This is a genomic window from Chryseobacterium urinae (assembly GCF_030518295.1).
GTDB lineage: Bacteria > Bacteroidota > Bacteroidia > Flavobacteriales > Weeksellaceae > Chryseobacterium > Chryseobacterium mucoviscidosis.
The window spans coordinates 34,577-47,280 of sequence record NZ_JAULSJ010000032.1; the positions used below are offsets into that span (position 1 = coordinate 34,577).

General features: G+C 37.7%; 10 protein-coding genes. 3 read left to right on the top strand and 7 right to left on the bottom strand.

The window, feature by feature from the left end; all coding sequences use genetic code 11:
* A complete protein-coding gene (porZ, locus tag QWT87_RS17060) occupies nt 1-2,286 on the top strand; it encodes a type IX secretion system anionic LPS delivery protein PorZ (RefSeq protein ID WP_302717474.1) in 2,286 nt (761 codons plus the stop codon).
* A complete protein-coding gene (recO, locus tag QWT87_RS17065; RefSeq protein WP_116098778.1) occupies nt 2,286-2,972 on the top strand; it encodes a DNA repair protein RecO in 687 nt (228 codons plus the stop codon). The genes porZ and recO overlap by 1 nt, the downstream gene beginning before the upstream one ends.
* 40 nt (nt 2,973-3,012) lie before the next feature.
* Here the strand turns inward: recO and QWT87_RS17070 are convergent, their stop codons facing one another.
* The 7 genes from QWT87_RS17070 to QWT87_RS17100 all read right to left on the bottom strand — a co-directional run bounded on the left by QWT87_RS17070 (nt 3,013) and on the right by QWT87_RS17100 (nt 11,485).
* On the bottom strand, nt 3,013-5,670 hold the full coding sequence (locus tag QWT87_RS17070) for an MGH1-like glycoside hydrolase domain-containing protein (protein WP_302717475.1): 2,658 nt from the start codon (nt 5,668-5,670) through the stop codon (nt 3,013-3,015).
* A gap of 300 nt (nt 5,671-5,970) precedes the next feature.
* Nucleotides 5,971-6,780 (bottom strand): glucose 1-dehydrogenase, encoded by an 810-nt coding sequence (locus tag QWT87_RS17075; RefSeq protein ID WP_302717476.1) that lies wholly within the window; start codon nt 6,778-6,780, stop codon nt 5,971-5,973.
* Between the two features lie 148 nt (nt 6,781-6,928).
* Nucleotides 6,929-7,402, bottom strand: coding sequence for a GNAT family N-acetyltransferase (locus QWT87_RS17080; RefSeq protein WP_302717478.1), 474 nt, complete (start codon nt 7,400-7,402; stop codon nt 6,929-6,931).
* A 3-nt stretch (nt 7,403-7,405) separates the two neighbouring features.
* A complete protein-coding gene (locus QWT87_RS17085; RefSeq protein ID WP_302717480.1) occupies nt 7,406-7,963 on the bottom strand; it encodes a DUF1684 domain-containing protein in 558 nt (185 codons plus the stop codon).
* A 122-nt stretch (nt 7,964-8,085) separates the two neighbouring features.
* Nucleotides 8,086-8,487 carry a hypothetical protein gene (locus QWT87_RS17090; RefSeq protein WP_087708974.1) on the bottom strand — a complete coding sequence of 134 codons (402 nt, stop codon included), beginning with the start codon at nt 8,485-8,487 and terminating at the stop codon, nt 8,086-8,088.
* Between the two features lie 85 nt (nt 8,488-8,572).
* Nucleotides 8,573-10,078: a malate dehydrogenase (quinone) gene (gene mqo / locus QWT87_RS17095; protein ID WP_302717482.1), complete on the bottom strand. Its 1,506-nt coding sequence runs from the start codon at nt 10,076-10,078 to the stop codon at nt 8,573-8,575.
* Nucleotides 10,079-10,447: 369 nt separating this feature from the next.
* Nucleotides 10,448-11,485: an NAD(P)H-dependent glycerol-3-phosphate dehydrogenase gene (locus QWT87_RS17100; RefSeq protein ID WP_302717484.1), complete on the bottom strand. Its 1,038-nt coding sequence runs from the start codon at nt 11,483-11,485 to the stop codon at nt 10,448-10,450.
* 228 nt (nt 11,486-11,713) lie between these two features.
* Here QWT87_RS17100 and QWT87_RS17105 point away from each other — a divergent pair.
* The coding region (locus QWT87_RS17105; RefSeq protein WP_302717486.1) for a M23 family metallopeptidase at nt 11,714-12,704 on the top strand (991 nt) is incomplete at its 3' end.

Sequence of the window (12,704 nt, forward strand, 5' to 3'; positions counted from 1 at the left end):
ATGAAAAAACTCTCTTTAATCTCTCTTGGTATTTTAGCATCCCTGCAAGTTGCACATGCACAGACTATTTCTTCAAAAAAATGGGCAGACTTATTCTCCTACAATAATGTTCTTGCCATGAAAGAAGATAACGGAAAAATAGTTGCAGCAGCAGAAAGCGGGGTTTTCTACTATACCATTTCTACTGGTGAAATTACCAAACTGTCTAAAGCAAACGGTTTACATGAGGTTAAAGTTTCAGCTTTTGATTACAATCCGCAGAACAAAATCGGTTTGGTAGGTTATCAAAACGGCTCGCTGGACGTCATCACTCCGGATGGAATTACGTATGTTGTTGATATTCCTATTGCGACCGGATATAACGGAAGCAAAAAAATCAACCATATCTCAATTACCGGAGACCTTGCTGTTATTTCTGTAGGTTACGGTGTTTCAATATTCGATTTGAAGAAGAAAGAATTTAAAGATTCTGCATTCTTTTTATCAGGAGGAGTCTATCAGGCAAGTAATGAAGCCACGATCTTCGGAAATAAAGTTTTTTCTGTAACCAACACCGGTCTTAGAAGCCATGAAATGAATACTACTTTCCCTGTCTTTTCAACCTGGACTACAGAATTGACAGGTACATTCAAGCATATCGATTCAGAAGGGATTCTGAGCTTTTCTTCAGCCAATACAGCTTATGTATATAACGGAGGAGCTTTTACTCCCCTTTCACAGTCATTTACCAATGTTCATGATGTTGTAGTAACTAATAACAGTATTGTAGTTACGGATCTCAGCAGAGTGTATACATTCGGAACCAACGGAAACTTTAACGCAAACGTAACTTTTGGTGAGGAATGTAACACTGCAACCACTATAGGAAGCAGTGTTTATGGCGGAACAATTTTTTCAGGAATTAAAAACGAGGGGGGAAATACCTTCAAACCGGATGGTCCTTATCAGAATTATGCCTATAAAATCAGTCTTTACGGAGAAAATCAGATTTTGGTTTCTACCGGAGGAAGAGAAAACAGGTTTAACACAGCAATTATAAACTCAAAAAATCCAGGATTCTATTATTTTGACGGGATGAGCTGGATCTATCCTTCTTATTTTAAAGGAAATTCAACCGTATTCAATGTATTGGATGTTGTTGCAGATCCTGTAAATCCAACTGATGTATTTTTTGCAAACTACATGACGGATGGATCACGCGGAATTTATAAAATGAAATACAATGCAGGAAACAAGGATTTTACTTTCGTCAAAAGGTATGATTTAGGAACGACAAATATCTTCACAAGACGTCCTGTCGGTTTAACCTTTGATGACTCAAACAATCTTTTTGCTTCTATAGCTTTCTCCGGTGATGGTGCTGCACTTGGGCCTTATACAGCAATCGGTGCATATGACAGAACAGGAGATGATTTTGTCATAAAAAATACCACGTCTCAATTTGGAGCGGCACAAAAGGCTCTTTACAGTGAAGGGCTTCTTTTTATTCCTACTCCGCGAACAAATAATTTTATAGCGTATGATACAAAGAAAACGCAAAGTACATCGGACGACACCGCCTATATTTTAACCCAGCCCAATGGTTTCCCAACCACAGCCAATGGAACGATTTCTGTAGTTATCGATAAATCGGGAGACGCATGGATTGGTACAGATGTGGGATTAAGAATTTTATCTAACGCCGTTTCAACAATAAAAACCCCTTCTACAGCAAATATGGAACCTATCATTATTGAACAGAACGGATTGGGTGAAGAACTTTTCAGAGACGGGCAGATTTTACAGATCGAAGTGGATGCGGGAGATCATAAGTGGGTTTCTGTTGACGGCGGCGGAGTGTATTATCTTTCCGCAGACGGACAGCAGACCATTAAACATTTTACCAAAGAAAACTCTCCACTTCCAACAAATACCATTACGGACATTAAAGTTGATAAAAAAACAGGAAAAGTATATTTTGTTTCTTATGATGGAATTGTGACGTATCAGGGAGATGTTGCCGATGTAACATCAAATTTCGGAAACGTTCTGGTATATCCAAACCCTGTAGTTTATTCTAATTTTAAAGGAAAAGTTACTATTAAAGGTTTGGCAGAAGTTACCAACATCCGAATTGCTGATGCTGCCGGAAACGTTGTACATTCCGCAGTGGCAAGAGGTGGATATTATGAGTGGGATCTCAATAACCAGAGAGGAACAAGAGTTGCTTCGGGAGTATATTTCGTATTAATGACCAATGAAGACGGCTCCGATAAAGCTACAGCGAAGATTGCTGTCGTAAATTAATGAATTCACAAAGCGGATTTTTATTATCTTATATAAAATATGGTGAAAATGATGCGGTTTTGCATTGTTTCACTGAAGAAGACGGGTTTCAGTCTTATTTTTTGAAAGGAATATATGCTAAGAAAAATAAGAAAAAAGCCCTTCTTCTGCCATTAAGCAAGCTTAATTTCTCTGTAAATCCTGTAAAAGGAAACGGAATCCAGACGATTTCAAAATTTGAAATGATTAAAAGCAACGATATTTATACGGATATTCGCTGTAATACGGTTGTGTTTTTTATTTCAGATTTTTTAAATCAGAATTTAAGACATGAAAACAAAAATCATCATATTTTTTTCTGTCTTGAAGAATTTACGGATGAGCTGGAAAGCCGCAACTATCAGTCGCATCTTATTTTTTTAATTAAAATTCTAAAAATTCAGGGCGTTGCACCATTATTGAACGAAGGAAAATTTCTTGATCCTGAAACAGGAACTTTTACCCATGAAATAATGCACCAACTGTTTACAGAAGAAGTTTCAGCCATCTGGAAAAGAATTCTTTCTGCTGAAAATCCTTACGGCATTAAAATACATTCCAATTTCAGGAAAGACTTTTTAGACAGCTTACTCGTGTACTATCATTACCATATCACCGATTTTAAAATTCCGGCTTCTCTGGAAGTTATTCAACAGATATTTGAATGATTAACACCTGAGAATTGGCGTTAAGTAAGATATTATTGATTTAAAATTCCACATTTTTCGGTGTTTCAGTCTCAGATTCTGCAATATTTTTCCGTGAAAATCTTGGCATTAAAATTTTGGCAATAAGTCCTGTCCAGCCTGTCTGATGCGATGCTCCCACCCCACGACCGGTATCTCCGTGAAAATATTCATAGAATAAAATATAATCTTTAAAATCCGGATCGGTCTGAAATCTGGGGTATTGGGAATTAAATGGACGGTTTCCATGTTCATCCTTCAAAAATAATGAAGACAGTCTTCTGCTTAAAGCCTCTGCAATTTCATCAAGATTAGAATAGTTTCCGCTTCCGGTAGGATATTCTACCAAAAAATCGGGACTGTAATAGAAAAAGAAACGTTGCAGACTTTCAATAATTAAAAAATTAATCGGAAACCAGATCGGACCACGCCAATTGCTGTTTCCTCCGAAAAGTCCGCTGTCGCTTTCTGCGGGAGTATATTTTACCTTATAATCTGTTCCGTTGAGATTTAGGGTAAACGGATTGTCTTCATATTCTTTTGACAGCGCACGAACGCCGAATTCGCTTAAAAACTGATCCGGATCGAGCATTCTGCTTAATAATCTCTTTAAACGATGACCTCTTAAAAGAGAAAGCAAATGTTTGGATTCATCACCTTTTACTTCCCAATGAGAAACCAAAGCAGCCAGTTCAGGTTTATTTTCCAGAACCCAGGTCATTCTTTTCTTAAAATTCGGAAGCTTCTCAATCATTTCATCATCAATAATCTCCACGGCAAACATAGGAATAAGTCCCACAATTGTTCTTAATTTCAGATACATATGACCTCCATCGCTCGAAGCAATGGCATCATAAAAGAATTCATCTTCTTCATCCCACAAACTGAAACATTCTTCTCCCATGTTGTCCAGAGAATTGGCAATTGCCAGAAAATGCTCAAAAAACTTCATCGCCATTTCTTCATACACATTGTTATACAAAGCAAGTTCCAGAGCAATTCTCATCATATTTAAAGCAAACATTGCCATCCAGCTCGTTCCGTCGGATTGCTCAAGATGTTCTCCGTTTGGAAGTGGCATATTCCGGTCGAAAACGCCGATGTTGTCGAGACCTAAAAATCCTCCTTCGAAAATATTATTCCCGTTGTTATCTTTTTTATTGACCCACCATGTGAAATTCATCAGGAGTTTCTGAAAAGCACTTTCCAGAAATTGCAGATCAGGATTTCCTTTCAGATATTCATCAATTTTAAAAACCCTGAAAACTGCCCATGCATGAACGGGAGGATTTACATCACTAAAATCCCATTCATAAGCCGGAAGCTGTCCGTTTGGATGCATATACCACTCAAAAAGAAACAGTTTGAGCTGATGTTTTGCAAAATCGGGATCAATTAATGAAAAACTGATGGTATGAAAAGCAAGATCCCACGTTGCGTACCACGGATATTCCCATTTGTCGGGCATGGAAATAATATGCTCGTTGTTGAGGTGCTTCCATTCAGAATTTCTGATGTGTTCACGGGATTTTGGCGGTGGAAACTGTGAAGGATCTCCTTTCAGCCAACGTTCCACATTGTAATGATAGAACATTTTGTTCCAGAGCATTCCTGCAAAAGCCTGTCGCTGAACCAGTTTTTCGTCTTCTGTTTTTATTCCGCACTGAATGTCTTTATAAAATTCGTCTGCTTCTTTCTGTCTTGAAACGAAAATTTTCTCAAAATCCTGAAAAGGCTGTTTTAAATCCTGATCCGAAAGTCTGAATTCAAACGTTTTTGTTTCTTTTGGCTTAAAATTTTCGTCGATGAGAAAGGATGCTTTTGTTCCGAAATCTTTTGGGTTTACGGACTGGGAATTTCCGTTGATGATAAAATCGTTGATTCCGTCTTTTGTATATTTTGACTGGTTCTGAGACTGATAAAGTCTTTCATTATTCGTTTCGTTATCGCAGAATAATACTTTCTGAGCATTTCCTGCGTATACATTTTTGATTTCTAAATCATGATGATTAATCCTGATGCAATCTGAATTTTCAGAATTCATCTGTGGTTTGTAATTATTATATCCCCAATTCCATGTATTTCTGAACCAGACTGTAGGAAGAATGATTAACGGAGCTTCTTGTTCTGATTTATTGACGACCGTTAGTTTTACCAGAATATCGTTCTGACTTTCTTTGGCGTATTCAATAAAAATATCAAAGTATTCGTTTTGGTCGAAAATTCCGGTATCGATTAATTCGTATTCGGGATCTTCTTTTCCTCTTTCTGCATTGGTTTTTATGAGATCTTCGTAGGGAAATGCATTTTGAGGATACTTATACAGCATTTTCATATAAGAATGCGTAGGCGTAGAGTCGAGATAATAAAAATATTCTTTCACATCTTCACCATGGTTTCCCTGACCGTTTGATAGGCCAAAGAAGCGTTCTTTCACCATTTTATCTTTTTTGTTCCAGAATCCGACTGAAAAAACAAGTTTCTGAAGGTCATCGCAGATACCGCAGATTCCTTCTTCGCCCCAACGATAGGTTTTGGCTTCCGCAATGTCGTGATTGGTGTAGTTCCATGCATCACCATCTGCACTGTAATCTTCGCGCACCAAACCCCATTCTCGGTTGCTGACATAAGGTCCCCATTTTTTCCATGTAACGTCGGACAGTCTTTCTTTTTCTTTCATGTTTTTTATAAATGATGATTAACTACGAATATTTAATTTTTTGGTAAACCTCATAGGTTTTAAAAACCTATGAGGTTTGATTGCGTAAATTTTAATTCTGAAAAATGAAAATCTGAATGTATTTTTTTAAATTTACGGTGAAGCGGATTCACCATTAATTTCCTTTAATAACTTATATTGATTATTCGGCTGCCATGCGCTCCGGATTGAACGGTCTGTCTGAGCTCTTTTTGTAAGCTCCGGAAAAAGCAAAGGCACAAAAAAGCGAGTAGTGAAAGCCGGAAATATGCGCAAAAAAAATTATCCTCCTGTTGAAAAGCTTTCGAACGTTGTCATTCCGCCATCTACGAAAATACTTGCTCCGGTGATGTAATCTGCAAGGTCACTTGCCAGAAACGCCGCCATATTTCCGATGTCCTGCGGCTGCCCGATTCTATTGTAAGGAATCAAATCTAATAAAGAGTTTAACGCTTCGGGAGTGCTCCATGCATCTTTGTTGATGGGCGTCTGAATCGCTCCGGGACAGATGGAATTCACACGGATTTTGTCGGCTCCGTATTCCTGCGCCAAAGTCTGCATGAGCATTCTGATTGCGCCTTTGCTTGAAGCATAATTGGCATGACCTGCCCAAGGAATGACTTCGTGAACGGAACTGATGTGAATAATTTTTCCACAGGCAATGGAACGCGAAGGATCGATACCACGGCGAAGAAATTCTTTAATGGCTTCTCTTGCACATAAGAATTGCCCAGTAAGATTGATTCCGATGACGGTATTCCACTGATCGATTGTCATTTCGGTAAATTTTGCGTCTTTCTGAACACCTGCGTTGTTGATGAGAATATCGACTGTTCCGAATTGTGAAACCACATCCTGAAACATTTTGATGACCTGATCTTCTTTGGAAACATCGCACTGATAGGTTATTCCGTTTCCGCCTGCATCGGTGATTTCTTTTAAAACGGCTTTGGCTTCGTCTGAGGAATGCTCCGAAGAGTGATTGACAATAACTGTTGCTCCGGCTGAAGCGAGTGATTTTGCAATTCCCGAACCGATTCCGCTGGAAGCTCCTGTAACGACAGCGACCTGATTGTGAAGAGATATTTCCATATTTTATTATTTGATGTTACTCAAATTTAGGTGAAAGTTTCACGCCAAACATGAAAATTCTGAATTAAAAATTTCTTAAAGTTTGATTTTTAAGGATTATGCTAAAACTATTTTTTATTGAAACGATAATTTTTTCAAAAATTCTGTTTTACAATTTTTTGTACATCAGATATTGTATTCCGCTTCTGCCCATTCTTGTTTTTCCGTCGAATTTATAGCCAACTTTAAGGTATAATTCGTAAGCAGAACTATTGTTTTGGTTGACTGCAAGAACGATTTCGCTGCAATCTTTGAAGTGTTCCCGAACAAATTCGTCAAGGAGGATCATTGCTGCTTTTCCGATTCCTTTTCCCTGCAATTCAGGATTTATGGAAAGGGAGCGCAATAACGTAGAATTCTGATTGTCTGTAAGGTCTAATTTATCATTTCCGAAATCCAGCACAAAAAAACCGGCAGGATGATGATTTTCCAGAATGATGATGGGAAAAGCAAGGGTGTCGCTCCGCTCTTCAATTTTCTGTAATGCCTGTTCTGCGGTTGCGGTGTATTGTGACTGCAGTTCGTCCAAAGTATAGCTTACTCCGGAAAAATCTTTCGGTTCGTAAAATTTTAATTTTACCATAATTTAATGATGATAAATGTCTTCATACATTACTCCTGCCCGAATTTCAACCGGAAGTTTATTTTCTTCGGGAACAACGGGACAGTTGTAATCGTAAGCGTTGTAAGCACAGTAAGGGTGATACGATTTATTAAAATCCAGAATAATGGTTTTGCCTTTTGGGATGGTTAAATCCAGATATTTTCCGCCGCCGTAGGTTTCTTTTTCATTGGTGGCATCACGGAAAGGCAGAAATAAATGGTCTTTGTATTTTTTCTGTTTGATTAAATCCAAACTTTGATATATTGTTAATGTATATGACTTTCCGTCTAACTGAAATGTTGCTTTTCCAAATTCTCTGTAAGGTTTTGTTTTGCCTGAAGAGGTAGGAAGATCAAACGGTTCTGCGTTTTCCGTTTTCTCGAATTTTGCAGTAATTCTGAATTTTAAACTGATCGGAAAGAAAGGATGCTGTTTGAAATTTTTAAAATTATCGCCGCGTAAAGGTGTTTCTTTCGGGTTTACATATTCAGCATTCAGTTCTTTCTGAAATTTTTTAATTTCGGATTCTTCTTTTGACAATTTTTGAGAAAATATCAGAAGTGGAAAGAGTAAAAAGATAAGTAGGTATTTTTTCATGAACTTAAAACTATGATTTACGATAAAGATTTTACGGTAAATAAGCCATTCAGCGGATTAAATTTTCAGTAAGATTCTGAAATTTTCACGCGGTAAATGTCTGATGAATTCCTTTTAATGGATTCTACAAAAAATCCGCCTTCTTCCGGAATAACTTCTTTTAAATCAAAGCTTTTACAGTCTTTCGGCAACCCTGAAAACACCAAGGTGAACCAAAAATCTCTCATAAAAGGAACCGGGGTCCAGTTGGGATAAATGGTAATATTTTCCGCATGAATTAATTTGCTCTGATGTTCCGACTGATTATCAAAAAGATAGGTTGACTGCCATATTCTGATGAGGTTTCCAAAAAAGGGTGATGCCGGAAAACAGCAATGGACAATAACCTGCTGTTCCTCCTCAAATTTGGTTTGAAGGGATTCTAATAATTCTTTCACGATCACAGGTTTTATAAGTGTTTCTGACATAATATCTTTGTGAGAAGTGAATAGTCAATTGTTTGTAATTTAATACTTTAATTTAAAAAACTGACTATTCAACGCTCACTTTTTTTTAATATTCGAGTTGTAATTTTTCTTTTGAATAGTTTCTCACTTTTTCCGTAAGCTCAGGATGATCTGCCAGTTTTTGCCCGTAGGAAGGTACCATTTCCAGCAGTTTTTCTTTCCATTCGCCATGAAGTTTTTCGGGGAAGCATTTTTCAAGCACGTTCAGCATTGCATATACTGCTGTTGACGCTCCGGGAGAAGCTCCCAACAGAGAAGCAATTGTTCCTTTTTTATTTACCACTACTTCGGTTCCGAATTCCAGTTTTCCACCATGTTTTTCATCCTTTTTAATGATCTGAACTCTTTGTCCGGCAACTTTCAGTTCCCAGTCCTCTTCTTTGGCATCTTTAATAAATTCTCTCAAATGCTGAATTCTCTGGGACTTCGTCATGGCGACCTGCTGAACCAGATATTTGGTTAAAGGAATATTATGCCACCAAGCTCCGAAAAGCGATCTTAAATTTTTAGTATTCACACTTTCAGGTAAATCCAGATAGCTTCCTTCTTTTAAAAATTTAGTTGAAAATCCTGCAAAAGGTCCGAAAAGTAAAGCTTTCTGTCCGTCGATTATTCTTAAATCCAAATGTGGAACCGACATGGGCGGTGCATCCACAGTTGCCTGTGTATACACTTTTGCCTGATGTTTTTCTACCAATTCCTGATTATGAGTTACCAGCCATTGTCCGGAAACCGGAAAACCTCCGTATCCTTCGCTTTCTTTGATGTCTGAACTGTCTAACAGCGGTAAAGCATAGCCTCCTGCTCCGATAAATACAAAATCAGCTTCCACTTCCTGTTTGTGGCTGTGAATTCTGTCTTTTACTTTCATTTCCCAGCTTCCGTCTTCTTTCGGATCAATGTCTTTTACTTCGTGGTAAAGGAAAACTTCAACATTGGAATCTTCCAGCAAATGTCTTCCCATTTTTCTGGTTAACGTTCCGAAATTAACATCAGTTCCCAGATCCATTTTGGTTGCCGCCATTACTTCCGACTGGTTTCTTTTACTCATCACCAGAGGAATCCATTCTCTCAATTTATCGTGATCGGTTGAAAATTCCATCCCTTTAAAGAGAACGGATTCTGACATTTTCTCATGACGTTTTTTAAGATATTCCGCATCTTTTTCTCCAAAAACGAGACTCATGTGCGGACAGGAATTAATGAAATCCTTCGGTTCGCTGATGTAACCTTTTGTAATTAAATAAGACCAGAACTGTTTTGAAATTTCAAACTGTTCGGCGATGCTTTCTGCCTTTGAAATATCAATTGTTCCGTCGGATTTCTCAGGGGTATAATTGAGCTCACAAAATGCTGAGTGACCTGTTCCTGCGTTATTCCAGGCTGCTGTACTTTCTTTAGCAAACCGTCCCAGCCTTTCGAAAATAGCTATTTCGAGCTCAGGATCAAATTCGTGTAATAAGGTAGCTAAAGTGGCACTCATAATTCCGCCACCTATTAGAACAACGTCGTATTTGGGTTTCGGCGTTCTGCTTGTAAGCGATTGTGACATAATTTAAATTTTATTACTTCAAAGTTCGGGAAAAGTTTCTTAAAATAGGGTTCGGTTAAACGATTTTAATATGGGTTTTATCAAAAAAATTAATTTACAGAATCTGTGGAAGTATTGATCTGTTTTAAATTCTATTATGCCGGACAGCTAATTATTGTCTGGAATTTTTATGATCCGACTATTTTATAGCACTGATTGAGCGGCATATCTGAGCTCTTTTTGTATTTTCGGCGGCGGCAAAGCCGCCGCCGAAAACCTAAAAAAGCGAGTAGCAAAAGCAGGAAACAGTTCTCAATAAAAAAGAATTCTAAACATAAAAAAACACCAGAAAAAGACTTCTGATGTTTTTGTGTTATTTAAAATTGAAAATTAATTGAGTTTTGCGGTGAGTTTTTTAAACTGTTTTTCTGCATTTTTTCCTTCATACAGAATTCCATAGATCGTATCTACAATCGGAAGTTTCAGCCCTTTTTCCTTTGACGTTTTATAAATAGAATTCGCGGCATAATATCCTTCTGCAATCATGTTCATCGACTGGATTGCTGATTTTACGGTATATCCTTTTCCTATAAGATTTCCTAAATTTCTGTTTCTGGAGAATAATGAATACGCGGTAACCAGTAAATCTCCCAGATAAGCACTTTCGTTAACATCTCTCGGCGCTTCGTAAATGGCCTCCAGAAAAGTTTCCATTTCACGGATCGCATTGGAAACGAAAACCGCGGTAAAGTTGTCTCCATATCCTAAACCACTCGCAATTCCGGCTCCGATAGCGAAAATATTTTTAAGAATCGCACTGTATTCGTTTCCTAAAATATCTTTGCTGGAATGCATTTTAATAAAATCTGAATTGAAAATATCCACCAGTTTCTGTGAAACTTCATCTTCTACGGTTGCAACGGTAAGATAGGACAGTCTTTCCATTGCCACTTCTTCTGCGTGACAAGGTCCTGCAATCACTGCCTGATTCCTGAAACCTATTTTAAATTCGTCTCTTAAATAATGTGCTACGACATCATTTACCTTCGGAATAATTCCTTTAATGGCAGAAACAAAAATTTTATTCTGATATTCACAAGTCATTTTCTCCAGCGTATCGGAAAGATAGATCGACGGCGTTGCCAAGACAATAATATCACACGCAGAAACAAGCTCGTTGATATCTGTGGTAAGCTTTAAATTTTTAAGATTGAAATTAACTGCTGTAAGATAAGTCGGGTTATGACCTCTCTGTTCGATCGCTCCTTTTACGTACTCATTTCTTACGCACCAGTGCACGACTTTACAGTTTTCTACAAGCATTTTCACAATAGCAGTCGCAAAACTTCCACTTCCGACTACTCCTACCGCAACATCATTTTTGCTTTTCTTCGGGTTCGATTCTATATTTGTTTTCTTTTTTGCCATAATAGAAATGTGAACTGCAAATATATTAAAACAAAGACGGAAAGAAGGATTTTCGGAGCATGATAAAAACCAAATTTAGACAAAATTAACACTTCAACACAATTAAATATCTAATCGACCGTTAATTACAGAAAAAACTAAAGTTTTGTTAAAAATAAGCCTGAAAGTTTATTTTTAATTAAATTTGCAGGCTTAAAACCGTTTTGTAATTATACTAAGAGAAGAAAAATGAAGAAATTTCTAAGCAGTAAAAAGAACATAAATGTGCTTTTAGGAGGACTTTTATTAGTAGTTTTTGCGCAAGGTATTTTCATTGCGAAGTTGTATTCGGAAAAGGACAACAAAAATTATGAAGTAAACCTTGTAAAAATAAACACTGAAAAAGACAGTGTAGATTATCTGAAAATGAAAACTGATCTTACATTAGTGGATCAAACCGTAGCGGAGCTGAATTCTTTCCTTAAATCTAAGGATGTTCCCAACGAGAAAGTTACTATTCTGAGTAAAGACAGTATCTCCAACTCTATTTATCTGGCAAAACAGGCAAACCGATACAGCCAATATCTGATGAATCTTCAGAAAAAGTTACTGGAAGTTCCTTTGGGAATGCCTACTGAAGGTTATATTTCGTCTAATTTCGGAGTGAGAAAAAATCCTATCCCTTTTAAAACCGTTTTAGCCTCCGTAAAAAGCAGTGCTGCAAAACCTGCTGCCGTTGCAGCCGCAGCTCCGGAAGTAAAAGCTGAACCTGTAGAAAAAATTATAGAAGTAACAGACAGCTATGGAAATAAAAGAGAAGTAAAAGTAATGGTAACTCCAAAAGCTCCTGCTTCAGCTCCCGCTCCTGCTTCGTCAGCAAAATCTGTTGCAGCCGGATCTGAAAAACCAGTAGAAAAGAACAATGCGCCTGCAGAAGCAGATCAGATGCAGTTTCATAAAGGACTGGATATTGCCGTTGCTTACGGATCGGATGTCGTGGCAACTGCAGCCGGAACGGTTATTTTTTCCGGACAGAAAGGAGGATATGGAAACTGTGTGATCGTTTCTCACGGAAACGGACTGGCAACTCTTTACGGACATTTGTCGCAGTTAGTCGCTAAAGTAAACGATAAAGTGAAAGTAGGACAGGTTATCGCCAAATCCGGGAATTCCGGTCGTTCTACCGGACCTCACCTTCATTATGAGGTACATAAGAATAATACTCCGGTAAATCCGAAGT